Consider the following 24517-nt stretch of genomic DNA (forward strand, 5'->3'; position numbering starts at 1 on the left):
AAACTTTCGCACCTGCCTCAGGGGCTGTTGAAAGTCATCAGAACCCTTAATCTCCGAACAAATTCGATCAACAAACACGGTTGATCAATGGAGAGCGCAGGAGCCCCTGATGCCCCCGCATGCCCATGGACGCCTCAGCGCGCCGGCAGTGCTGCCCGCACTGCCGGCCGCTGGTGTCTCGGCGGCTCCGCTCACCCGGACCAGCCCGCCCGAGACAGCAGGAGAGCGACGATGAGCCGCAGCGACGGACAGCCCAGCCGCAGACGGGTCCTGATGGGTGCCCTGGCCCTGGGAGCGGTCGCAGGAACCCCCGGCCTCGCCGAGGCCGCCACCCCTTCCGCGCGGGAGACGGCCGCCAGGGCCGCCCGGTACGTCAATCCGCTGGTCCGCAACCGCGCCGATCCGCACATCTTCAAGCACACCGACGGCTACTACTACTTCACCGCCACCGCCCCCGAGTACGACCGCATCATCCTGCGCCGCTCCAGAACCCTGCGGGGCCTGGCCACCGCGTCCGAGTCGGTGATCTGGAAGAAGCACACCAGCGGTGACATGGGCGCCCACATCTGGGCTCCGGAAATCCACTTCATCGACGGCAAGTGGTACGTCTACTTCGCGTCCGCGCCCGCGGGCGACGTCTGGAAGATCCGGATGTGGGTGCTGGAGAACGCGAGCGCCAATCCCTTCGCCGGGACCTGGACCGAGAAGGGCCGCATCGCCACCCCGATCGACTCGTTCTCGCTGGACGCCTCCACCTTCGTCCACCGCGGCACCCGCTATCTCACCTGGGCCCAGAGCAACCCGGACGTCGGCAACAACTCCAGCATCTACATCGCCAAGATGGCCAACCCCTGGACCATCACCGGGCCGCAGGTGGAGATCTCCCGTCCGACCTACGACTGGGAGACCCGCGGCTACAAGGTCAACGAGGGCCCGTCCGTCCTGGAGAAGAACGGCAGGCTGTTCCTCACCTACTCCGCCAGCGCCACCGACGCCAACTACTGCATGGGGCTGCTCACCGCCTCCGCGGACAGCGACCCGCTGGTCGCCGCCTCCTGGAAGAAGAGCCCCCAGCCGGTTTTCACCAGCAACGACACCACCAAGCAGTACGGCCCGGGCCACAACTCCTTCACCGTCGCCGAGGACGGCCGCACCGATGTCCTCGTCTACCACGCCCGCCAGTACAAGGACATCACCGGCGACCCGCTGAACGACCCCAACCGGCACACCCGCATCCAGACCCTCGGCTGGAAGGCCGACGGCACCCCGGACTTCGGCGTCCCCGTGGCCGACGGGCCCGCTCCGGACACCACGGCCGCCACCCGCTACACCATGACCGCCTTCACCAACAGCAGCGAATCCAACATGTACGTGTACGAGTCGCCGGACGCGCTCACCTACACGCTGCTCAAGGGACCGGCGTTCACCCCGCCTGCGGAACTGATCCGCGACCCCAGCATCATCAAGCACACCGACGGCTACTACTACATCGTCTACACCACCAACTGGACCGGGAACACGATCGGTTTCGCGCGCAGCCGGGACCGGGCCAACTGGACCTTCGTCCGCAACCACACGCTGCCGCTCGCCGGGGTCGAGCGCACCTGGGCGCCCGAGTTCTTCGTCGACGCAGGCGGCAGCGTCAACATCATCGTGTCGCTCGACACCACCGCCACACCGGATTACATCTTCCGGCCGCATCTGCTCACCGCCACCAGCGCCTCGCTCTCGTCCTGGACCACCCCGAAGCCGCTCACCGGCCTGGACAAGGCGAACTACATCGACACCTTTGTGGTCCGCCACGGCGGGCAGTACCACGCCTTCACCAAGCAGGAGACGACGAAGTACATCGAGTACGCGACCGCCACCAGCCTCGGCGGCCCCTACACCCTTCGCGGCACCGGCGACTGGGCGGGCTGGGGCAGTTGGCGCGAGGGGCCGGCGCTGGTGCCGCTGGCAGGCGGCGGCTGGCGGATCTACTTCGACGGCTACGCCGAGAAGAAGTACTACTACAGCGACAGCCTCGACGGTTTCCGGACCTGGACCCCCATCCGGCAGTTGCCGGGACTCTCCGGCTTCGCCCGCCACTTCACCGTCCTGAAGGAGAGCGTGTGATGCGGGGACGTCTGTGGGCCCTCGCCGTGGCCGCCGTCCTCGGGCTGCTGGCCCCGCTGACGGCCGCCGGTACGGCGCAGGCGGCCCCCGCCACCATCGTCAACGCGACGCAGTTCACCACCACATCGGGAGAGGCGGTGCACGCGCACGGCGGCGGAGTGCTCAAAGTCGGCGCGTACTACTACTGGTTCGGCGAGAACCGCAACGCGGACAACACCTTCCGCTATGTGTCCGCCTATCGCTCCACGGACCTCAAGAGCTGGGAGTTCCGCCGCCACGTCCTCACCGAGGCCACGGATCCCGAGCTGGCCACCGCCAACATCGAGCGGCCCAAGGTCATCTACAACGAGCGCACCAAGCAGTTCGTGATGTGGATGCACAAGGAGAACGGCAGCGACTACAGCGAGGCGCGCGCGGCCGTCGCCACCTCCGCCACCGTCGACGGCGACTACACCTGGCGGGGCAGTTTCCGTCCGCTGGACCAGCACATGTCGCGCGACATCACCGTGTTCAAGGACAGCGACGGCACCGGCTACATGATCTCGGCCGCCCGGGAGAACTACGACCTGCACATCTACCGGCTGACCGACGACTACACCGCGGTGGCGAGCCTGGTGGCCAATCCCTGGCCCGGCGGCCACCGCGAGGCCCCGGCCCTCTTCAAGCGCGGCAACGTGTACTTCATGCTGACCTCCGGCGCCACCGGCTGGAACCCCAACCAGCAGCAGTACGCCACCGCCACCAGCCTGGCCGGTCCCTGGAGCGCGATGCGCAACGTGGGCGACGCCACCGCCTACGGCTCGCAGACCGCGTACGTCCTGCCGGTGCAGGGCACCCAGGCGACCTCGTACCTGTACCTGGGCGACCGCTGGGGCAACTCCTTCGGCGGCAAGGTCAACGACTCGCGCTATGTGTGGCTGCCGCTGAACTTCCCCACCGCGACCACCATGACCATGGACTGGTATCCGCAGCTGACCATCGACACCGCGGCGGGCACCGTGACCGGCTCCGGCGGCCCGTACGCCCCGCTGAAGGCCCGGCACAGCGGCAAGTGCGCCGACATCCTCTCCGCAGCGCAGACCGACGGCACGGCGACCGTGCAGTACACCTGCAACGGCGGCGGCAACCAGCTGTTCTGGTCCAGAAGCACGGGTGACGGATACGTCCAGCTGATCGCACGGCACAGCTCCCAGTGCCTCACCGTGGCCGGCGGCTCCACCGCCGACGGCGCGGCGGTCGTCCAGTCGGCCTGCGGCACGGGCGCGAACCAGCAGTGGAAGGTCACGGACGCGGGCAGCGGCTACGTCCGGCTCACCGCCCGCTCCAGCGGCAAGTGCCTGGACGTGGCCGACTCCTCCACGGCCGACAAGGCCGCCGTCATCCAGTGGAGCTGCACGGGCGGCGCCAACCAGCAGTGGCTGCGCGGCTGAACCTTCGGTCGGCGCGGCGCTGTTGACATCCCCGGAGGCGCCGGTAGCTTCACGTGCGCACGATGTCGGACATTGTTCGTAATTTCGAACCTCCGTGAGGAGAGTCATGAACGAACCAGTCGACAGACGGCACTTCATCGCCACCACTGCCTCCGGGGCCGCGGCCGTGGTGCTCACCGCGGCCGCCGGTGGCACCGCGGCGGCGGCCACGCCCGGCGCCGCCCCGGCCGCGGCCCCGCGGAAGCCCCGGGCGCTGACGAGCGTCCGGCCCTTCCCACTCACCGCCGTGACCCTGCTCCCCGGCGCCTTCAAGGACAACCAGTCCCGCAACACCGCCTATCTGCGCTTCGTCGACATCGACCGGCTGCTGCACACCTTCCGCCTCAACGTCGGCATCGCCAGCAGCGCCAAGCCCTGCGGCGGCTGGGAGAGCCCGACCACCGAACTGCGCGGCCACAGCACCGGCCACCTCCTCTCCGGCCTCGCCCTGACCTACGCCAACACCGGCGACACGGCGCTCCTCGACAAGAGCCGCAAGCTGGTCTCCGCGCTCGCCGCCTGCCAGGCGAAATCCCCGGCGGCCGGCTACCGGGCGGGCTATCTGTCGGCGTTCCCCGAGAACTTCTTCGACCGGCTGGAGGCCGGTACCGGGGTATGGGCGCCGTACTACACCATCCACAAGATCATGGCCGGACTGGTCGACCAGTACCGGCTCGCGGGCAACGCCGAGGCCCTGGAGACCGTGCTGCGCCAGGCCGCCTGGGTCGACACCCGCACGGCGAGGCTCAGCTACGACCAGATGCAGCGCGTCCTGGAGACCGAGTACGGCGGCATGAACGACGTCCTCGCCGACCTGCACGCGATCACCGGCGACAGCCGGTGGCTGAGGGTCGCCGAGCGCTTCACCCACGCCCGCGTCTTCGACCCGCTCAGCCGGAACGAGGACCGGCTCGCCGGACTCCACGCCAACACCCAGATTCCCAAGATGGTCGGCGCCCTGCGGCTGTGGGAAGAGGGTCTTGACAGCCGCTACCGCACCATCGGCGAGAACTTCTGGAAGATCGTCACCGACCACCACACGTACGTCATCGGCGGCAACAGCAACGGCGAGGCCTTCCACGAACCCGACGCCATCGCCGCCCAGCTCAGCGGCAGTTGCTGCGAGAACTGTAATTCGTACAACATGCTCAAGCTCGCCCGGCTGATCCACTTCCACGCGCCCGAGCGCACCGACCTGCTCGACTACTACGAGCGCACTCTCTTCAACCAGATGCTCGGCGAGCAGGACCCCGACTCGGCCCACGGCTTCAACATCTACTACACGGGTCTCGCCCCCGGCTCCTTCAAACAGCAGCCGTCCTTCATGGGCCCCGACCCGAACCAGTACTCCACCGACTACGACAACTTCTCCTGCGACCACGGCAGCGGCATGGAGACCCACGCCAAGTTCGCCGACACCATCTACACCCGCGGCGACCGCAGCCTCCTGGTGAACCTCTTCATCCCCTCCGAGCTGCGCTGGCAGGAGAAGGGCATCACCTGGCGCCAGACCACCGGCTTCCCCGACCAGCAGACCACCACCCTCACCGTCAGCTCCGGCGCGGCCTCCCTGGAACTGCGCGTCCGGATCCCCTCGTGGGCCTCCGGGACCCGCGCCACCCTCAACGGCACCACCCTCCCCGACCAGCCGAAACCCGGCAGCTGGCTGATCATCGACCGTCAGTGGAAGACCGGCGACCGGGTCGAGGTGACCCTGCCGATGAAGCTGCGGCTCGACCCCACCCCCGACGACCCCGACATCCAGGCCGTGCTGTACGGGCCCGTCGTGCTGGCCGGGGCGTACGGCGACCGCACCGGCATGACCATGCCGCGCCTCAAGCAGGACTCCGTGGTCCAGCAGGCCCCCAGCCCGATGCGCTTCACCGCCACCGCGGACGGGCAGAGCGTCACCCTGCTGCCCATCGCCCGCATCCACCACCAGCGCTACAACGTGTACTGGCTGACCGGGCAGCCACCCACCCCGCCGCCCGCCTTCGCCGCCTGGTACCGCTTCGACGAGACCTCCGGCACCGCCGCCGCCGACGCCACCGGCCGCGGCAAGACCGCCCGGCTCACCGGCGGCGCCACCTGGACCACGGGCAGGAGCGGCGGTGCCGTCGCGCTGAACGGCACCAACGGGTACGTGACCCTCGCCGACGACCTCCTCGCGGGCGCCACCGCGTACACGGTCGCCACCTGGGTCCGGCTGGATGGCACCCCCGCCCAGTGGACCCGGATCTTCGACATCGGCACCGGCGTCACCGCCAACATGTTCCTCACCCCGATCGCCGACTCCGGGAAGCTGCGCTTCGCCATCACCGCGGGCGGAGGCGGCGCCGAGCAGCGCATCGAGGCCGCGCCGCTGCCCACCGGTCAGTGGACCCACGTCGCCGTCGCCTACGGCAGCGGCACCGCCGTCCTCTACGTCGGCGGGCGCGAGGTCGGCCGCAACACCCGCGTCACCGTCGAGCCGGTCCACTTCGGCAACCACATCCGCGCCGCGTACCTCGGCAAGTCGCAGTACCCGGACCCGTACCTCAGGGCCGCGTTCGACGACTTCCGCGTGTACGGCCGGACACTCAGCGCGAATGAGGTCGCCACCCTGGCAGAAAGCTGACAAGCTCGGGCGGGCGGGCCACGGCCCGCCCGCCCCCGAACCGATCGGCATGGACAAGGACGACGTACATGGCCCACCTCGCGGCGGAGAACCGCTACGACTCCATGCAGTACCAGCGCTGCGGGCGCAGCGGTGTGCTGCTGCCGAAGGTCTCGCTCGGCCTGTGGCACAACTTCGGCGACACCCATCCGCTCGAGACCCAGCGCGCCGTGCTGCGCCGCGCCTTCGACCTCGGCGTCACCCACATCGACCTGGCCAACAACTACGGGCCACCGCCCGGCAGCGCCGAGAGCAACTTCGGCACGGTCTTCGCCCAGGACTTCCGCCCCTACCGCGACGAGCTGTTCATCGCGAGCAAGGCCGGATACCTGATGTGGCCCGGGCCGTACGGCGAGTGGGGCTCGCGCAAGTACATGCTGTCCAGCCTCGACCAGTCGCTGACCCGCATGGGCCTGGACTACGTCGACGTGTTCTACTCCCACCGCTTCGACCCGGACACCCCGCTCGAAGAGACGATGGGCGCGCTCGACAGCGCCGTACGGCAGGGCAAGGCCCTCTACGCCGGGCTGTCGAACTACCCGCCGGAGGCCATCGCGGAGGCGGCCGCGATCCTGAAGGACCTGCGCACCCCGTACCTGATCAACCAGCATCCGTACTCGATGCTCCAGCGCGGGGTCGAGGGCGGGGTGCTGGAGGCCTCCGCCGCGGCCGGTGCCGGCGTCATCGCCTTCTCGCCGCTCGCGCAGGGCCAGCTCACCGACCGCTATCTCAACGGTGTGCCCGCGGACTCCCGCATGGCGCTCGGCCACTTCCTCAAGCGCGACGCGCTCACCGAGGAGCGCCTGACGCTGCTGCACGCCCTCAACAAGATCGCCGGGGAGCGCGGCCAGACCCTCGCCCAGCTGGCGCTCGCCTGGGTGCTGCGGGATCCGCGGGTGGTCTCCGTGCTGATCGGCGCGAGCAGCGTCGCCCAGCTGGAGCAGAACATCGCGGTCCTGGACTCGCCCGGCTTCAGCGACGCCGAGCTGGCCGAGATCGACCGCCTGTCCGCCGAGGCGGGCGTCGAGATTCCCTGACCGGGTGCTTCCCGTCCCCGCTCCCGGGCTTCCTGCACCGGGAGCGGGGACGGGCGAGCCTCAGCGGCCGGTGAAACGCGGAGCGCGCTTCTCACGGAACGCGGCCATCCCCTCGGACTGGTCCTCGGTGGCGAACAGCGCGTGGAAGGAGCGCCGTTCGAACAGCAGCCCCTCGCGCAGCCCCACCTCCAGCGCCCGTTCCACCGCCTCGCGCGCCGCCATGGCGGCCGGTTTGCCGTAGGAGGCGACGGTCGCGGCCATGGCCGCCGCCTCCGCCGTCAGCCGCTCGTCGGGGACCACCCGGGAGACCAGCCCGGCGCGCTCCGCCTCCTGCGCGCCCATGGTGCGCCCGGTCAGGATCAGGTCCATCGCCTTGGCCTTTCCGACCAGTTTCGTCAGCCGCTGGGTGCCGCCGATGCCCGGGATCACGCCCAGTTTGATCTCCGGCTGACCGAACGTGGCCGATTCTCCGGCCAGGATGATGTCGCACATCATCGCCAGCTCGCAGCCGCCGCCCAGGGCGTAGCCGGACACCGCAGCGATCTTGGGGGTGCGCAACGCGGCGAAGGCGTCCCAGCCCGCGAAGTAGTCCTCGGCGAACATCTCGACGGACGTCTTGGGCTCCATCTCCTTGATGTCGGCGCCCGCCGCGAACGCCCGCTCCGAGCCGGTGATCACGAAGCAGCCGGTCCCGGGGTCGCGGTCCAGCGGCCGCAGCACCTCGACCAGTTCGGCCAGCAGACCGCTGCTGAGCGCGTTGAGCACCTCGGGGCGGTGCAGCGTCACGGTGACGACGCGCTCATCTCGCTCGATCTTGATGAAGTTCACGGTGTCTCCCTTTCCGGGGGTCGGTCTACGAGTCCCAGATGGCGCCGTACGCGGGGATCCCGCGGCACTCCAGGCCGTGGACCACCTGCCAGGTGAGCTTCTTGTTGGAGATGCAGATGACGGCCTCGGCCCCGAAGTCCGCGTACGCGGCGTGGGCGAGCCGGACCATGTCGGGCTTGCCGTGTTCGGAGGTGTCCCAGATGACCGCGTCGGGCTGGACGGCCAGGATCTCGTCCACCAGGGCGTCGCCGTAGGTCGTCCGGGGGTTCCGGGTCGCCCACACCAGCCGCGCCGGGACCTCCTGGGCCAGCAGGTGGGGGAGGCAGGGACCGATACCGCTGCCGGTGGCCACGTAGACCACCTTGCGGAACAGGGTCTCGATGTTGGCCACGCCCGCGGTGGTGATGCCCTTCAGCCACACCCGGGACGGTGCGTCGTCGATGAACTTCCCGGTCCAGTCCCCGGCCCGGGAGATGGTGAGCCGGAACCCCGACTCGCCCGGCGCGGGCACATTGGCGAACGAGTGCCACTCCCGCAGCGGGCTGCGGCTGATCGCCGTCGAGGACCCGGCGAAGGGCGTCACCCCGTGGTTGAAACGGGCGAGCGCCACATGGGCGGAGGGGCGTTCGACGGCCACCGGCACCCGGCGCAGCCGCAGCCACGGCAGCGCGACACTGAAGGTGATCACGGCCAGCACCCAGACGCCCGGCGCCGCCAGCAGCCGCCCGGCGGCGGCCCCCTCGCCGGGCGCGTCGAGCGTGGTCAGCACGGTCTGCGCCCAGAAGAGCGCGAGCGCCGCCCAGCCGCCGAAGCGGTGCGTCTTCTCGAAGTGGTCGTGGAACCGCGCCCGGAAGGGCGGCAGCGCCGTGGCCGTGATCCCGATCAGCAGGACGACCAGGGCGTACGAGACGGCGAGCGTCGCGGCCGGGGCGGCGTGCCGGGTCAGCGAGGCCACCAGGGCGAGGAACCAGAGCGTGCCCGCGAGGGCGCCGCCGACGTGCATCCCGCCGAAGTGGTAGACCTTCGCCAGCGTCCACCGGATCCTCAGCGGCCAACTGGTGGGCGCCGCGGTGGCGATGCGGAAGAGCAGATTGATGACGTACTGCTGGCGGATGACGATGGCGACCGCGAAGTTGACGAGCGCCGCGTCGGAGAGCGTACGAGGCGTCAGGCCATCGCCCGAACGGGACAGCAGGAACGCCAGGTTGACCGCGAGGACCAGGGCGATGAGGCGGTTGTAGTGCATCAGGCGCGGATGCTTCAGCAGCCCGCGCACCCCCGGTGTCCGGGGCGGCAGCGGCAGGTCCGCGGTGCGCTGCGGCGCTTCGGCGCGGGGTGTGGTCACGACGCGGGGTGTGGTCACGACGCCACCTCACCGGCCGTGCGGCGCTCGGCGGCCAGCCGCAGCAGGGCCGACTTGTCGACCTTTCCGCGGCTGGTGAGCGGCAGCGCGGGGAGGGTGTGGACGGCCACCGGCACGCAGTAGTAGGGGAGGGCCCGGGCCACGGCCTGTCGCGCCGTCTCGGGGTCGACCCGCAGCGGGGCGGCGAAGGACACCAGACTGCGGTCGTCCAGCTTGAGCGTCACCGCGCGGACGCAGCCGGGTACCGCTTCGAGGACGGCCGATACGGAGTCCAGTTCGACCCGGAAGCCCCGCACCTTGACCTGGTCGTCCGTGCGGCCCAGATGCTCCAGCTCGCCGTCGGGCGTCCAGCGGCCCAGGTCGCGGGTGCGGAACATCAGCCGCCCGCCGCCGAGGAACGGGTCGGGCGCGTACCGTTCCGCGGTGAGCCGCGGATTGTGCAGATAACCCGCCGACACGCAGTCGCCACCGGCCCACATTTCGCCGGTCTCGCCGATGGCACACGGGCGCCGCTCGGCGTCCAGGACGTACACGGTGTTGTTGGGGGTCGGCCGTCCGATGGTCAGCCGCAGTGCCGCCGGGTCATGGCGCTGCATGGTGTTGACGATGGTGGTCTCGGTCGGCCCGCACGCGTTGTAGAAGGTGCAGACCCGGGCCCAGCGGTCGGCGAGCCCGCGCGGACACGGCTCGCCGGCGACGGCCGCGACCTTGATCTGCCCGCACAGCTCCGGGTCGACCGTGCTGAGCACGGTGGGGGTCGCGATGACCACGTCCACCCGGCGCACGGTCTCGGCGATGTCGGCGCCGCGGATGACGAGGGTGGCGCCGTGGCTCAGACAGCCGAGGATCTCCCACGCGGCCATGTCGAAGGCCACGTTGAGGATCTGGGACACCCGCAGCCCGGGCCGCATTCCCAGGTCACCCGGCCCGGTGAGCAGGAGGTTGCACACATTGCGATGGGTGACGGTGACCCCGTTGGGCGCTCCCGTGGTGCCGGAGGTGAACAGCACATAGCAGCCGTCGTCCGGTGTCACGGGCCGGGCGGGGGCGAAGGGGCGTCCGGTCCTCTCGCCGTCGCAGGAGTCGAAGGAGTCGTAGGAGTCGGCCATCGCGGTGTCGATCGGGACGACGGTGTGGCCGGGCGGCGCCGGTATGCGGTCCGCGTAGCCGGACGTCGTCAGGATCACCCGAATCGACGCCGTACGGATGACGTGGCCGAGCTGGGCCGGGGGCGCCAGACCCGCGTCCTGCGGCACATAGGCCGCGCCCGCCTTCAGGGTCGCCAGCAGACCGACGAGCATGGGGATGGAGCGCCGGACGAACAGCGCGACATGGTCACCGGGGCGTACGCCCAGCCGGGCGAGCCGGGCCGCCAGCCGTCCGGCCTGCCGGTCCAGCTCCCCGTAGGTGATCGTCTCGCCGAGGTGCTCGGCCGCGACGGCGAGCGGGGACGCGATGGCGTGCCGCTCGATGGCCTGGTGGATCAGGGAGCAGGGCGGGGCGGCCACCGGCCCCTGGCCGAACCGCTGGAACAGCCGCCGGTCCGTGCCGGAGAGGTGCCGGAGGGGATCGGCGGGCCACTCCGGTCGTGCGTCCTGATACAGGGTGTGTATCCGCATATGTCGCCCACTCTCGTTCGACAAGTCGGTCATCGTTCGGCTGATGGAGCCGGGTGCGGGCGCAAAAGGCCCAGGTGCGGAGGTGAGGGTGAAAAGTGATGAGCCGTATGAGGTGCGGAGGTGGCGCTTCGGTGAGGAGCTCAGGCCGCCGCCGACCAGGTCACATGCGCATCGTGTGGCACGTGGCCATCAGCCGTCTCGCTTGCTTGAGAGCTTAAGGACCTGCGTGGCGCGTACGGAAGACGGACGATGGGCGCAAGTTGGCCAGGATCCCACTAGAGTGCGCCCGCGCGGAATGATATGCCTTGTGGCCTTGATGCCGACCTGGTAGCGGCAGATGCGGGGCGGCGCCACCGAAACTGACGATATGTCATCCCGTTCGCCGATGGCCGAGATCCACCCCGGGCCGTCGTCCGGATAGCATGAACGGCCCGCCCGCACCGCCGCACGGAGACAGAGCCTTGGCCACACAACGGATCCCGGTCATTCTCATCACCGGTTTCCTGGGTTCCGGAAAAACCACGATGCTCAACCACCTGATGCGCGACAGCGTGGACACCCGGGTCGGGGTCATCGTCAACGACTTCGGCAGCATCAACATCGACGCCATGGCCGTCGCCGGGCAGGTCGACTCGATGATCCCCATCGAGAACGGCTGTCTGTGCTGCGCCGCGGACGCCTCCGAAATGGACGAGATGCTCGACCGGCTCACCGATCCGGAGCTGCGCATCGACGTGGTCGTGATCGAGGCGAGCGGTCTGGCCGAGCCGCAGAGCATGATCCGTACGCTGCTGTCCAGCGGCAATGAGCGCATCCGCTACGGCGGCCTGGTGGAGGTCGTGGACGCCGCCGAGTTCCCGAGCACCCGCGACCGCCATCCCGAGCTGGACCGCCATGTGCGCGACGCCGACCTGATCGTGCTCAACAAGACCGACCGGGTGGGGGAGGAGGAGCGGCAGCGTGTCCTGGACACCGTCGCCGAGATCGCCCCGGGGCTGCCCGTCCTCACCGCCGAGCACGGCCGCGTCGACCCCGGCATTCTCTTCGACCACGAGCCCCGGAACACCCCCGAAGAACGCTTCCGGCAGCTGTCGTTCGCCGACGTGTGTGCCGATGAGCACGACCACAGCCGCCATCTCCACGCCGCGTACGAGAGCGTCGAATTCACCTCGGCCGAGCCGCTGGACCCGCGCCGGTTCATGGAGTTCCTCGACGCCCGGCCCGCGGGCCTCTACCGCCTCAAGGGCTTCGTCCACTTCGCGGGCGCCGAACCGCAGCGGAAGTACGGACTGCACGCCGTCGGCGCGTACCTCCGGTTCCAGCCGGTGCCCTGGGAGCGCGGGGAGCCCCGCACCGCCCAGCTGGTGATGATCGGCACCGGCATCGACGCCGACACACTCACCAAGCGGCTGACCGAGTGCGTCGCGACCGGTCCGGAGGAGGCCGACGAGCGGCACATGATGGGAGTGCTGCGCTACGTGGACCAGGAAGACGAGGGCGACCGCATGTGAGCCCGGCTACCGGCTCCCGAAGTCGGGAAGGGTGACCGAGCCGTCCTCGGCGAGCGGGAACGCGGGGTTGTACGCGACCTCCCAGGCGTGGCCGTCCGGGTCGGTGAAGGCGCTGGAGTAGAAGCCGATGGCGTTGACGGCCGCGGGCTTGGTGATCGTCCCACCGGCCCGCTCCGCCGCAGCCAGCAGGGCGTCGACCTCCGCCTCGGAGCGGACGTTGTGCGCCAGGGCGATCCCGCCGAATCCGGCCGCGGGCCCGGGCTCCAGCCCGCAGTCCCGCGCCAGCTTGTCGCGGCTCCACAGGACCAGTCCCAGGCCGCCCGCCTGGAAGAACACGGTCTCCTCGACTTCCTGCCCCCGCCAGCCCAGGGCCTCGTAGAAGGCCTTGGCCCGGGCGAGGTCGGACACGCCCAGCGTGACCAACGTGATGCGCTGTTCCATGCGATCACGGTACGGCCCGGAGCATCTGCGAGCACAGCGCCCCGACGAAGATCCGAGCAAGTTGTCGCGGCGGCTGAGACGGACGCCGCGGGGCGTGGCCCGCGTGGGGCAATGTGCGTACGGTCTCCCTGTGCGGCGGGCATTCCCGGCCGGTTCACCGCCCCACAGATAGGAGATGACTGACATGGCACTGGTCCTGGTAACCGGGGCGTCCAGCGGGCTCGGGCGCAACACGGCGAAGGCGTTGGCCGGGGACGGGCACGACGTGGTCATCCATGTCCGCAACCCGGCCAGTCTCACCGACGCGGATGACACCGGTTGGTGGAAAGGCGTCGTCACCGGGGACCTCGCCGAGCTGGACGACATCCATGGCGTTGCCCGGCAAGCGGCCGAGTTCGGCCGCTTCGACGCCGTCATCCACAACGCGGGCGTCATGCACCGGCCAGAAGCGGTCACCGTCAACACCGTGGCGCCCTACCTGCTGACGGCGCTGATGGACAAACCGGCCAGGCTCATCTACCTCAGCAGCTCCATGCACCGCACCGGCTCCACCGACCTGCGACGTCTGGCCGCAGGCCCCGCCTCGTACGACGACACCAAGCTGTGGGTCACCACCCTCGCGCTCGCCCTCGCGTCCCGCTGGGAAGGAACCACCAGCCACGCGGTCGACCCCGGCTGGGTGCCCACCCGCATGGGCGGTCGCGGCGCACCGGACGACCTCACCGCCGGACACCAGACACAAGCGTGGCTCGCCACCCACCACGGCGTAACCCCGGCCACCGGCGGCTACTGGTACCACCAGCAGACGCAGACACCACACCCCGCCGCGCAGGACGAAGAGTTCCAGGCTCGCGTCATCCAAACCTTGGAAAACCACACGGGGGTCGCGCTCGGCTGACCTCGCCGCGGATCGCGCGCACGACTCCTCGGCAAAGCCCGCTGGCCGCGGGTCGGGCTACGGTCCCGCCAAGACCTCGTGTCCCTGACGTGTCCTTCGTGCGTTGGCGGTCGCTACCGGGCGACGTAGCCGCCATCGACGGGGAGGGCGACGCCGAGGACGAAGCCGGCCCCGGGGCTGCACAGCCACAGAACGGCCTGGGCGATGTCGTCTGCGGTGCCGAGCCGGTTGATGGGCTGGTTGGCTTCGGCCTCGGCGCGGTCCAGCTCTCCCTTGGCGATCATGTCGCTGACCATGGGGGTGTCGATGGTGCCGGGACAGACCGCGTTGATACGGATGCCGCGCGGGGCGTATTCGAGGGCGGCGCTGGTGGTCAGGCCGATGACTCCGTGCTTGGAGGCGTGGTAGGAGGCGCGGCCGGGGATGCCGACGAGACCGCCGAGGGAGGAGCAGTTGACGATGGCGCCGCTGCCTTGGGCACGCATGTGGCGCAGTTCGTGCTTCATGCTGGCCCACACACCGCGGAGGTTGATGGCGTTGACGCGGTCGAACCGCTCGGCGGGTTCGTCGGCGGCGTCGCTGGGCGGGATCTGGATTCCGGCGTTGTTGTAGGCCATGTCGAGGCGGCCGAAGGTCTCGACGGTGCGGTCGACCGCGGCGGCGACCTGCTCCTCGTCGCTGACGTCGCAGGTGAGGGCCAGGACTTGGTGACCTTCGTCGGTGAGTCCCCTCGCGGCTGCGTTCAGAGTGGCTTCGTCGATGTCGGTGAGGGCGACGGCGGCGCCCGCTTCGGCGAAGGCGCGGGCGGTGGCCAGGCCCATGCCGGAGCCGGCTCCGGTGACGAGGGCGACCTGGCCGCTGAAGTCATAGGTGGGGTTCATGCTGTGTTCTCCCATCGAGAGCGGAGTCAGTGCTGCGCCGGAGCCTGTGCGTGTTCGTCGTCTTGTGCGTGGGCCCGGGTGGTGTGCCGGGCGACGATCCGTGCCGTGCGGGGTGTGCCGCTGAAGGCGAGGGCGAGCAGCGGAAGGAGGGTGAGCGCCGCGCTGACGGTGCCGACCAGGGGTGGTCCGGTCAGGCCGAGGGACGAGTCCATGGTCATGCCGGCGACAGCGGATCCGGCGGCGATGCCGGTGTTGTAGGCGGAGGTGGTCAGCGCCGAGGTCAGGGTGGGTGCGTTGCCGGCGAAGCGGACGGCGAGCGAGGTCACAACCGGATTGACGGTGAATCCGGCCAGGACCATGAGGAACACCAGGGCGGTGGCCGTAACGGGACTGGCCGACAGCGTGATCAGCAGGGCCAGGGTCAGGGCGGTGGCGGCCGCGGCGGTGATGGTGGTGGCCATCGGACGGCGGTCGCCCAGGCGGCCGCCGATGGCGGTGCCGCCCAGAGCCCCGGCCCCGAAAGTGATCAGGACGAGCGGTACGGCGCCTTCCGGGATGCCGGCGCGGTCGGTCAGCAGCGGGGTGATGTAGGTGTAAGTGGCCAGGACGCCACCCATGATCAGCACCGCGGCGGAGAGCGCCAGCCACAGCCGGACCTGCCGCAACGCACCGACCTCCGCCCGCACGGACACCTCGGCGCGCTGCCCGGTTGCGGGGATGAAGCGGCCGATGAACGCCGCGGCGAGGGCGGAGAGGGCGGCCAATGCCCAGAAGGGGCCGCGCCAGCCGGTGAACTGGCCGGCGAAGGAGCCGATCGGCACGCCGATGACGTTGGCCAGGGTCAGGCCACCCATCATGACGCCGACCGCGCGGGTGGAGTCGCGGGGCCTGCGGCGGCGGTGGCGACGACGAATCCGACGGCCCAGAACGCGCCGGTGGCCAGGGCGGTGACGACGCGGGCGATGAGAACGATCGTGAAAGAGGTGCTGACGGCCGCGACCACGTGGCCGAGGCTGAAGACGGCCAGGGCCAGGATCAGGGTCTGGCGCTGTGGCAGGCGCAGCGTGGCCAGGGCCATGGTCGGCCCACCGATGATCATGCCGATGGCGAAGGCGGTGATCAGCAGGCCGGCGTGGGAGACGCTGACTCCGAGATCGCTGGCCATCTCCGGCAGCAGGCCGGCGATGACGAACTCGGTGGTTCCCATCAGGAACGTGCCGACGGCGAGCACCCAGACGACGAAGGGCAGCTTGCCGGGGGTGGTCCCGGAAGGCATAGATGCGGTCTTTCCATTGAGTGAAGTGGGGGCTGCTGCGCCGACGCAGGCAGCGGCCACCTCTTTGGCGGGCGGCGGGCGGCGGTCGGCCGGGTCAGGAAATGGCTTCGATGGTGACGTGGTCGGCGGTGGCGAGCCTTTCGGTGTCGCGGTCGGCGACGTGGCCGAGGATGACCAGGCCGGTGGAGGGCGAGTCGCCGTCGCGGTAGAAGAGCGCCAGGTTGCCCCAGGGCGCGTAGTAGGCCAGGTCACCGGCCTGAGGCTCGGCTGCCTCAGGCGCTCCGGAGGTGTCCAGCTTGCGGGCCAGGTAAGCGATCCGCTCCGTTTGGTGGAAGTCGTCCAGACCAAGGCTGAGCGGGAGCAGGGTGGCGAAGTCGCGGGCGGCGGCGCTGTCGTTCAGGGCGGCGTCGACCGGGTGGCCGTCGATGGTGAGCCGGATGTTCATGGCGGTGTCCCTGCTGGACGGTGCGGTGGGTGCCTGGGCTGTCGGCGTCTGCTGGGGCCCGGAGGGGGATGACGGGGAGGACGCGGAAGAAGGGACAGCCGCCGGCGAGTCTCCGGTGCACGCGGTTACCGTCAGCAGCATTGCGGCGGCTGGTACCGCGCGGGTGAGGACGCGAAGGGCGGACGGAAGCATGATGTCGTCCTGGGGTCAGTCGGACAGTGGCTCGGCGTAGTGCCGGAAGCTGGTCCGGTCCGTGTGCATGTCGTACAGGCGCTGGGCGAGGACGTCGGGGCTGCTGTGCTCGGCGTCGGGCCGGATGGCGCCGGGGATGATCAGCTGGGCGGCGTGGATGTTCTCCGGGGCGAGGGTGTCGTGCAGCATGCGGGCGTAGGCGCTCTCGGCGGCGAAGGCGATCGAGGTGCCGGCCCGCTCGGGGTGCGGGCGTACGGCGCTGCCGCCGTTGACGAACAGCAGGGTGCCGCGGCCGAGAGCGCGCATGCCGGGCAGGACGGCGTTCACACAGGTGACCGGGCCCTTGACGGAGAAGGCCAGCGGCGCGTCGAGGTCGGACGCGTGGGTGTCGAGGACCGGCTTCATGAAGTCGCGCCGGGGCACGGGGCTGTACTGGAGTACCTCGACGGGCCCGAGAGTGTCGGCGGCCGTCTCCAGGGCCGCGATGAGGGAGGCGGGATCCAGGACGTCGGCGGTGAAGCCGCGGGCCTGAATGCCGTCGCGGCCCAGCTCGGCCGCCAGGCCGTCGAGGTGCTCGGCGCCGCGGGAGATGAGGGCCACGCTGTGGCCGGCGACGCCGAAGCGGCGGGCGGTGGCGAGGCCCAGGCCCGGGCCGGCGCCGACGATGGCAACGGTGGTCACGAGGGATCCTTCAGTAGGGGGAGCCGGAGGCCGGGCGGCAGGTGCCCGGCCCCGCCGGTGGGCGTGTGGATCAGGGCTTGAGAAGGGTCTTGATGGCGCGGCGCTCGTCCATCGCCTGGTAGCCCTCGGCGACCTGCTCCAGGGGGAGGGTGAGGTCGAAGACCTTCCCGGGGTTGATCCGGCCGGAGAGGACCAGATCGATCAACTCTGGCAGGTAACGCCGCACGGGAGCGGGACCGCCGCGCAGGCCGACGTGGGAGAAGAACAGCTCCTGCCCGTCGACCGCCACCTCGTGGGGGACGCCGACGAAGCCGACGTTGCCGCCGGGCCGGGCGGTGTGCAGGGCCTGCTGCATGGCTTCGGGGGTGCCGACGCACTCCAGGACCGAGTCCGCGCCGAGGCCTCCGGTGAGGTCCTTGACACGGGCGACACCTTCGTCGCCGCGTTCGGTGACGATGTCGGTGGCGCCGAATTCGAGGGCGAGCTTCTGCCGCGAGGCGTGGCGGCTCATGGCGATGATCCGCTCGGCGCCGAGTTCCTTGGCGGCGATGACACCGCACAGGCCGACCGCTCCGTCGCCGACCACGACGGCGGTGGAGCCGGGCTTGACCTCGGCGGCGAGGGCGGCGTACCAGCCGGTGCCCATCACGTCGGAGACGGCGAGCAGGCCGGGCACGAACTCGCCGTCCGGGTGGCCGTCGGTGGCGACGAGGGTGCCGTGGGCGTTGGGGATGCGGACGTAGTCGGCCTGGCAGGTGCTCATGAACTCCCGGTGCAGGCAGTTGGACTGCCAGCCGCTGCGGCAGTTCGCGCAGGTGTTGTCGGAGGTGGCGAACGAACCGACGACGAACTGGCCCGGCTTGACGGAGGTGACCCCGCTGCCGACCTCCTCGACGATCCCGACGTACTCGTGCCCCATCGGGTGAGGGTCGCTGATCGGCTCCAGACCGCGGTAGGGCCACAGGTCCGAACCGCACACGCAGGTGGCGACCGTGCGGATGACCGCGTCGGTCGGGTGGGCGATCTTCGGGTCGTCCAGGGTTTCGAAACGCACGTCGCCGGGGGCGTGGATGACTGCTCCGCGCATGAGGGTGCTTCTTTCGGTGCTGGGGTTGGTGTGCGCAGCAGCCGGTACGAGGACGAACGGCTGCTCACGGTCGAGCCTCACAGGCGAGGGCAGGTGTGAAAAGGGGAGAAAACCATCCCGGGAGGGAAACATCCTAGGAGTAAATTCTCCCCCCTTTTCGGGGTGGGATCGGTGTCATGCTGGAAAGCATGACCGGCAACGTTCCCCTCAATGAGCTGGGAGAATTCCTCAAGAAGCGCCGCTCCGAGCTGAGCCCGCGCACGGTAGGCCTGCCCGAGAGCGGCCGCCCCCGACGGGTGGCAGGGCTGCGCCGTGAGGAAGTCGCCCAGCTCGCCAGTATCAGCACCGACTACTACACCCGTCTCGAACAGGGCCGCATGCAGGCATCGGGGCCGGTCCTGGACGTCCTGGCCCGGGTACTGCACCTGGACGACGACGAGCGGGGCTACCTCTTCCAGCTCGCGGGCAAGCCCACCACGCGCACCCGGCGCCGTGGCAGGCAGAAGGTCCAGCCGCAGTTGCAGCGGGTCCTGGACGACCTCACCGCCACCCCGGCCATCGTGCAGGGCCGGCGCGGCGACATCCTCGCCTGGAACGCGTTGGCCGCCGCCCTGGTCACCGACTTCTCCCGCATCCCGGAAAAGCACCGCAACTACCCGCGGATCATCTTCACCGATCCGGCGATGCGCACCCTGTACGCCGACTGGGAGGCCTCCGCCCACATCGCCGTGACCCAGCTGCGGATGGAGGCAGCGCAGTATCCCGAAGACCCCCGGTTGATCGAGCTGGTCGGTGAACTGTCCATGCGGGACAAGCAGTTCGCCCAGTGGTGGGGCGATCACCGTGTCGCCGCCCGCACGGTGGGCACGAAGACACTGAACCATCCGGTCGTGGGCGAGCTCGTGCTGGACTGGGACACGCTGACCGCCAACACCGACCCCGATCAGCATCTGACCGTGTGGACGGCCCCGCCCGGTTCCCCCACCCACGAGCGGCTGCGCATCCTCGCTTCCTGGGCCGCCGACCAGGATCTGCCGGCCTCCGCGTCCTGACCCGGGACCTGTGCACGCGCAGCCGCCGGAGAGGCTACGCGGCTCCGGAAGATCCGGCAGGTCAGAGCAGTGCCTCGGCGGTGATGGGAAGTTGGCGGATGCGGCGCCCGGTGGCGTTGTGGACCGCGTTGGCGATGGCGGGTGCCACGCCGACGTGGACGACCTCGCCGAGCCCCTTGACGCCGAGGGGGTCGGCCTCGCGGTCCTCGCCGTCCAGGTAGATCGCCCGGACCTCGGGGACGTCGGCGTTGACGGGGACGAGGTAGTCGGCCAGGTTGGCGTTCACGATGCGGCCGTCGCGGTGGTCGGTGACGGTGTGTTCCAGCAGGGCCGTGCCGATGCCGCCCACGATGCCGCCGATCGCCTGGCTCTCGGCGAGCTTGGGGCTGATGATGCGGCCCGCGTCGTACACACCCAGCATCCGCCTCACCCGTACCAGCCCCAATGTCACATCGACCGCCACTTCGGCGAAGGTCGCGTTGTAGGCGTAGAAGGAGTGCCGCTGCGATCCTGACGGTCCGGTGAAGGAGCCGAGGGATTCGAGGTGGGTGCGGTTGTTGCGGGCCAGCAGTGTCCGGTAGGTCTCGCCGCGCGTGGGGTTGTTCTTCACGTGCAGCCGGCCGCCACGGACCACGATGTCGTCCGCTTCCGCCCCGTACAGCGGCGACTCACGGTCCTCGATGGCCAGCGTGATGGCCTGGCGTCGCACCTTGTCGCAGCCGTCGAGGACGGCGGAGCCGACGCTCGCCATGGTCTGGGAGCCGCCGTGCGGCGGGGTCGGCGGGTACAGGGAGTCCCCGAGCCGGAAGGTGACGGTGCGCATGGTCAGGCCGAGGGCGTCGGCGGCGACCTGGGTCTGGGAGGTGTAGGTGCCCGGCCCCATGTCGCTGGAGGCGGCCTCGACCACGGCGGTGCCGTCCGCGTCCAGGCGGACCCGGGCCTTGGCGGTGTTGCGTGCGGTGTCGTAGACGCCCGCGGCCATGCCCAGGCCGATCAGCCAGTCGCCCTCACGGCGGGAACGCGGCCTCGGGCTGCGGCGGTGCCAGCCGAACTCCCGGGCGCCGACGGTGTAGCACTCGCGCAGCCGGCGGGTGGAGAACGGCAGCCCGGACGACTCGTCCTCCGCCGGTTCGTTGCGGCGGCGCAGTTCGATCGGGTCGATGCCGAGCTTGTGTGCGAGTTCGTCCATGGCCGACTCGATGACGAACGATGCCGTGGCGAAGCCGGGGCCGCGCATCCAGATCGGGGTGTTCACGTCCAGCGGCACCGTTCGGTACGCCTGGCTCACGTTGGGCATGCTGTAGAGCATCTGCCCCGCGGGCAGGACCGCCTCGGTGAACGCCTCGTAAGAGGAGGTCTCGGCGTCGATGTCGTGGACCGCGGCGGACAGCCGGCCACGCCGGTCGCTGCCCAGCCGCAGCCGGTACTCGTAGGAGGGCCGGAAGCCGGTCCCGAAGTACATCTGCCTGCGGCTCAACACCAGCTTGACCGGACGGCCCGTCTCCCGGGCGGCCAGCGCGGCGACGACCACGTGGGGCCAGCAGCGCAGCCCACTGCCGAAGGCACCTCCGACGAAGGGGGAGATGACGCGGACGGAGTCCATGGGCAGGTCGAACACCGTGGAGAGTTCGGTCTGCGTGCCCACCACCCACTGGGTCTTGTCCCACACGGTGAGCTTGCGGCCGTCCCAGCGGGCGATGGTGGCGTGCGGCTCCATCGGGTTGTGGTGGTTGCGGGCGAGCTTGTACGTCAGGTCCAGCCGTACTGCGGAGGAGCGCAGGCCCGCCTCGGCGTCGCCGCGCGCGTAGTTCGTCGGATCGCCCGGCTCGGCCTCGGTGAAGTCGGTCGAGGGCTGCTCGGCCTCGTAGCTGACCTCGACCAGGCTCGCGCCGTGCTGTGCGGCCTCCAGGGTGGTGGCGACCACGACGGCGACCGGCTGACCGTGGAAGAGCACCCGGTCGTCCTGGAAGACGCGCAGCCGTCGGCCGGGCGGGTTGTTGGAGCCGGAGTTGTCGCGGTACGGCAGCTTCGGGGCGTTGCGGTGGTGGAGCACGCGCAGTACGCCCGGGTGGGCCTCAGCATCACGGGTGTCGATCGAGGTGATGCGGCCGCGTCCGACGGAGGCGTCGACGATGACGGCGTGCACGGCACCGTCGACCTCGTGCTCTGCGGCGTACAGCGCCTTCCCGGTGACCTTCAGCCGGCCTTCCACCCGGGACAGCGGCGCGCCCACGGCTGCCTGTGGCTGGGGGCTCACTTCGTACCTCCTACGATGCGCAGCTGGCGTTCGACGGTCCGCTTCAGCAGCTCGATCTTGAACCGGTTGTGTTCCAGCGGACGGGCTCCGACTGCCGCGCGCTCGGCGGCCGCCGCCCACAGTGGCGCGGAGGGGCGTTCACCGACGAGGTGACGCTCGACCGCGGGCAGCTTCCACGGCACGGTCCCCACCCCACCGGCGGCGACCTTCGCCTCACGGATCACCCCACCCCGGATGTGCAGGGCGATCGCCGCCGAGGTCAAGGCGAACTCATAGGACTGCCGGTCACGCACCTTCAGGTAGCCCGACGTGAGCGGACGCGGATGCGCTGCGATCTCGACCGCCGTGATCAATTCACCCTTTCGCAGGGATTGTTCGTTTCGAGGGGTGTTGCCGGGCCGCAGCAGGAAATCGGCGAAGGGGACCTGACGCTCCCCGTCCGGCCCCGTCAGATGCACCCGCGCGTCCAGCGCCGCGAACGCCACGGCGACGTCGGAGGGATGGGTGGCCACGCAGTGGTCGGAGGTGCCGAGGATCGCGTGAGTGCGGTTGAAGCCCTCCCGGGCGGCACAACCCGAGCCGGGCTCACGCTTGTTGCAGTCGGCGGTCACGTCCCGGAAGTACGTACACCGGGTGCGCTGCATGATGTTGCCGCCGATGGTGGCCATGTTCCGCAGCTGGGCCGACGCGCTCAGCTCCAGCGCCTCGGACACGACCGGGTACAACGTCCGCACCTTGGGATGCGTGGCGGCCTCGGCCATGGTGACCAAGGCACCGATACGGAGCCCGCCGCGCTCGGTGACGGTGACCTCGTCCAGTGGCAGACCGCTGATGTCGACGAGCGCCTCAGGGCGTTCGACGGTCTCGCGCATCAGGTCGACCAGGGTGGTGCCCCCGGCGATGTAACGCCCGCCGCGGTGAACGGCGTTGAGGGCTTCCCCGGTGTCGGAGACGCGGGTGTAGGAGAAGGGATGCATGACGGCCCGGCCTCACTTCCGGCCCGCGGTCTGCTGGACCGCGCGCACGATCTTCACGTAGCAGCCGCAGCGGCAGATGTTGCCGCTCATCCACTCCCGGATCTCCTCCGGCGATCCGGTGTGCCCCTCCTGGATGCAACCGACACCGGAGACGATCTGACCGGGGGTGCAGTAACCGCACTGGAAGGCGTCCTGGTCGATGAACGCCTGCTGCAAGGGATGCAGCTGGTCGCCGTCGGCCAGGCCCTCGATCGTGGTGACCTCGGCGCCCTCCAGACGCACGGCCAATGTCAGGCAGGAGTTGACCCGGCGCCCGTCGACCAGGACCGTGCACGCCCCACAGGCACCGGCGTTGCAGCCCTTCTTCGACCCGGTCAGGCCGAAGTGTTCGCGCAGCAGATCCAGCAGCGACGTGCGGTTGTCCACCGTTACGGTCCGGGGCTGGCCGTTGACCGTCAGGGAGACACGGCTGGAGGGCGCCGGACCCGCGGCGGCCGCATCTCCGGAGCCGACGAGGAACGACCCTCCGATCACGCCACCCGCCACGACGGCACCACCGACCGCCGTACTGGTGGCGACGAAGGTACGCCGGGTGGGCGCGGAGGAGGATCCGCTGTGTTCGGTGGGGAGTCCACCAGCAGATTCAGGGGATTCGGTTGACATACCTAAGCCTTCGCATCACGGACGGATCGGCCCGTACAGAGCGGCACGGCAGGGACCGTCGTCGCCGCAGACCGTGGAGGCCGCGCAGCTCACTGCCGCGGCCGTCCATGTGGGAAGTCTGGCATCACGAGTAATGCCTGTGGCAGGGAGAGTTTTGTCCCCCCTTGGTTTGGGGTCAGCGGCCGACGGTGGAGAGGGCTGCCGTGTACTGCTCGTCGGTGACCGGCTCCAGCCATGTGGTGCCGTCGCCGCTTTCGTCGCCGACGACGATGGCGATGTGGGCCAGCAGGGTGGTGTCGGTGGCGCCGTGCCAGTGCTCTTCACCCGCCGGGCACTTCACCGTCTCGCCCGCGCTCACGCGCGCCACGTGGCCGTCGCGGGTGCCGACCAGGCCGACTCCGTCGGTGATGTACAGGACCTGGCCCTTGGCGTGGGAGTGCCAGTTGGTGCGGGCCCCGGGGGTGAAACGCACCAGGGCGGAGGCCAGGCGGGCCGGGTCGGAGGGCGACTCGATCGGGTTGAGGTAGACGTCGCCGGTGAAGCGCTCGGCCGGGGCCTTGACGGTGGGGGTCTCAGTGATGTGTTCCACGACAGCTTTCCTTGATCGGATCAGGAGGGGAAGGTTCGGTACCGGTGTGCGCCGGGCGGTCAGGCGCTGCGCTCGTCGGCGATCTTCTTCAGTTGGGTGATCGCCGTCATGGCGTTGGGCCAGCCCGCGTAGAAGGCCAGGTGCGTGATCGCCTCGGACAGCTCCTGGACACTCAGGCCGTTATCGAGAGCGACGCCCAGGTGGTAGCCGAGCTGCTCACCGCGGTAGAGGGCGGCCAGCACGCTCACCGTCACCAGACTCCGGTCGCGCGGCGACAGTCCGGGCCGTTCCCAGACGTCACCGAAGAGGACCTCATTGGTGAGCTCGACGAGCTTCGGCGCGATCTCGGCCAGCTCCGGGGGTGCAGACTGCATCGGCATGAGGGGCGACTCCTTGATCGAAACGAGGGGGACCGGCACGACCCGCTGTGAGGCGGGGGCGGCCTTCCGGCAGCCGCCGCACCCTGTGGCCGGGCCGCAC

Annotated in this window: 20 protein-coding genes and 1 pseudogene; 7 read left to right on the plus strand and 14 right to left on the minus strand. The window is 70.1% G+C overall.

Going from position 1 to position 24517, the window contains the following annotated elements:
• Positions 1-231 precede the first annotated feature (231 nt).
• From HYQ63_RS42370 to HYQ63_RS42385, 4 genes are all read left to right on the plus strand, one after another.
• Positions 232-2115, plus strand: a complete 1884-nt coding sequence (locus tag HYQ63_RS42370) for a family 43 glycosylhydrolase (protein ID WP_179939344.1) — start codon at positions 232-234, stop codon at positions 2113-2115.
• Positions 2115-3545 (plus strand): RICIN domain-containing protein, encoded by a 1431-nt coding sequence (locus tag HYQ63_RS42375; RefSeq protein WP_179939345.1) that lies wholly within the window; start codon positions 2115-2117, stop codon positions 3543-3545. The genes HYQ63_RS42370 and HYQ63_RS42375 overlap by 1 nt, the downstream gene beginning before the upstream one ends.
• Before the next feature lie 106 nt (positions 3546-3651).
• A complete protein-coding gene (locus HYQ63_RS42380) occupies positions 3652-6201 on the plus strand; it encodes a beta-L-arabinofuranosidase domain-containing protein (protein ID WP_179939346.1) in 2550 nt (849 codons plus the stop codon).
• Positions 6202-6269: 68 nt separating this feature from the next.
• The gene (locus HYQ63_RS42385; RefSeq protein WP_179939347.1) at positions 6270-7277 is read left to right on the plus strand and encodes an aldo/keto reductase; all 1008 of its coding nucleotides are present in this window, start codon (positions 6270-6272) and stop codon (positions 7275-7277) included.
• Between the two features lie 60 nt (positions 7278-7337).
• Here the strand turns inward: HYQ63_RS42385 and HYQ63_RS42390 are convergent, their stop codons facing one another.
• The 3 genes from HYQ63_RS42390 to HYQ63_RS42400 are packed head-to-tail and all read right to left on the minus strand — an operon-like array spanning position 7338 to position 11087.
• Positions 7338-8105 carry an enoyl-CoA hydratase-related protein gene (locus HYQ63_RS42390; RefSeq protein ID WP_179939348.1) on the minus strand — a complete coding sequence of 256 codons (768 nt, stop codon included), beginning with the start codon at positions 8103-8105 and terminating at the stop codon, positions 7338-7340.
• Positions 8106-8130: 25 nt separating this feature from the next.
• Entirely contained in the window at positions 8131-9468 is a 1338-nt protein-coding gene (locus tag HYQ63_RS42395; protein ID WP_257232515.1) for a hypothetical protein, read from the minus strand.
• Positions 9465-11087: an amino acid adenylation domain-containing protein gene (locus tag HYQ63_RS42400; RefSeq protein WP_218929631.1), complete on the minus strand. Its 1623-nt coding sequence runs from the start codon at positions 11085-11087 to the stop codon at positions 9465-9467. The genes HYQ63_RS42395 and HYQ63_RS42400 overlap by 4 nt, the downstream gene beginning before the upstream one ends.
• A gap of 461 nt (positions 11088-11548) precedes the next feature.
• Between HYQ63_RS42400 and HYQ63_RS42405 the strand changes: the two genes are divergently transcribed.
• Complete coding sequence (locus HYQ63_RS42405) at positions 11549-12598, plus strand: GTP-binding protein (protein ID WP_179939349.1); 1050 nt, start codon at positions 11549-11551, stop codon at positions 12596-12598.
• A gap of 6 nt (positions 12599-12604) precedes the next feature.
• Here the strand turns inward: HYQ63_RS42405 and HYQ63_RS42410 are convergent, their stop codons facing one another.
• Positions 12605-13039 carry a VOC family protein gene (locus HYQ63_RS42410; protein ID WP_179939350.1) on the minus strand — a complete coding sequence of 145 codons (435 nt, stop codon included), beginning with the start codon at positions 13037-13039 and terminating at the stop codon, positions 12605-12607.
• Positions 13040-13223: 184 nt separating this feature from the next.
• On the opposite strand from HYQ63_RS42410, the gene HYQ63_RS42415 reads away from it, so the two are divergent.
• Positions 13224-13937 (plus strand): SDR family NAD(P)-dependent oxidoreductase, encoded by a 714-nt coding sequence (locus tag HYQ63_RS42415; RefSeq protein WP_306664875.1) that lies wholly within the window; start codon positions 13224-13226, stop codon positions 13935-13937.
• Positions 13938-14050: 113 nt separating this feature from the next.
• Here the strand turns inward: HYQ63_RS42415 and HYQ63_RS42420 are convergent, their stop codons facing one another.
• From HYQ63_RS42420 to HYQ63_RS42440, 5 genes and pseudogenes are all read right to left on the minus strand, one after another.
• On the minus strand, positions 14051-14818 hold the full coding sequence (locus HYQ63_RS42420; RefSeq protein WP_179939352.1) for a glucose 1-dehydrogenase: 768 nt from the start codon (positions 14816-14818) through the stop codon (positions 14051-14053).
• Positions 14819-14844: 26 nt separating this feature from the next.
• Positions 14845-16094 (minus strand): annotated as a pseudogene (locus HYQ63_RS42425) (MFS transporter).
• Between the two features lie 94 nt (positions 16095-16188).
• On the minus strand, positions 16189-16539 hold the full coding sequence (locus tag HYQ63_RS45440) for a cyclophilin-like fold protein (protein WP_257232518.1): 351 nt from the start codon (positions 16537-16539) through the stop codon (positions 16189-16191).
• 207 nt (positions 16540-16746) lie between these two features.
• Positions 16747-17412, minus strand: coding sequence for an SDR family NAD(P)-dependent oxidoreductase (locus HYQ63_RS42435; protein ID WP_179939354.1), 666 nt, complete (start codon positions 17410-17412; stop codon positions 16747-16749).
• Between the two features lie 70 nt (positions 17413-17482).
• On the minus strand, positions 17483-18499 hold the full coding sequence (locus tag HYQ63_RS42440; protein ID WP_179939355.1) for a zinc-dependent alcohol dehydrogenase family protein: 1017 nt from the start codon (positions 18497-18499) through the stop codon (positions 17483-17485).
• 176 nt (positions 18500-18675) lie between these two features.
• Here HYQ63_RS42440 and HYQ63_RS42445 point away from each other — a divergent pair, with 176 nt between their 5' ends.
• Positions 18676-19551, plus strand: coding sequence for a helix-turn-helix transcriptional regulator (locus HYQ63_RS42445; RefSeq protein WP_179939356.1), 876 nt, complete (start codon positions 18676-18678; stop codon positions 19549-19551).
• A gap of 61 nt (positions 19552-19612) precedes the next feature.
• Here HYQ63_RS42445 and HYQ63_RS42450 read toward each other — a convergent pair whose 3' ends face one another.
• From HYQ63_RS42450 to HYQ63_RS42470, 5 genes are all read right to left on the minus strand, one after another.
• On the minus strand, positions 19613-21808 hold the full coding sequence (locus HYQ63_RS42450; protein WP_179939357.1) for a xanthine dehydrogenase family protein molybdopterin-binding subunit: 2196 nt from the start codon (positions 21806-21808) through the stop codon (positions 19613-19615).
• Entirely contained in the window at positions 21805-22785 is a 981-nt protein-coding gene (locus tag HYQ63_RS42455; RefSeq protein ID WP_179939358.1) for a xanthine dehydrogenase family protein subunit M, read from the minus strand. The genes HYQ63_RS42450 and HYQ63_RS42455 overlap by 4 nt, the downstream gene beginning before the upstream one ends.
• 12 nt (positions 22786-22797) lie before the next feature.
• Entirely contained in the window at positions 22798-23448 is a 651-nt protein-coding gene (locus HYQ63_RS42460) for a (2Fe-2S)-binding protein (RefSeq protein ID WP_179939359.1), read from the minus strand.
• Between the two features lie 175 nt (positions 23449-23623).
• Entirely contained in the window at positions 23624-24037 is a 414-nt protein-coding gene (locus tag HYQ63_RS42465) for a cupin domain-containing protein (protein ID WP_179939360.1), read from the minus strand.
• A 59-nt stretch (positions 24038-24096) separates the two neighbouring features.
• A complete protein-coding gene (locus tag HYQ63_RS42470; RefSeq protein WP_179939361.1) occupies positions 24097-24417 on the minus strand; it encodes a carboxymuconolactone decarboxylase family protein in 321 nt (106 codons plus the stop codon).
• Positions 24418-24517 lie beyond the last annotated feature (100 nt).

Source organism: Streptomyces sp. Rer75, assembly GCF_013414305.1.
Lineage (GTDB): Bacteria > Actinomycetota > Actinomycetes > Streptomycetales > Streptomycetaceae > Streptomyces > Streptomyces himastatinicus.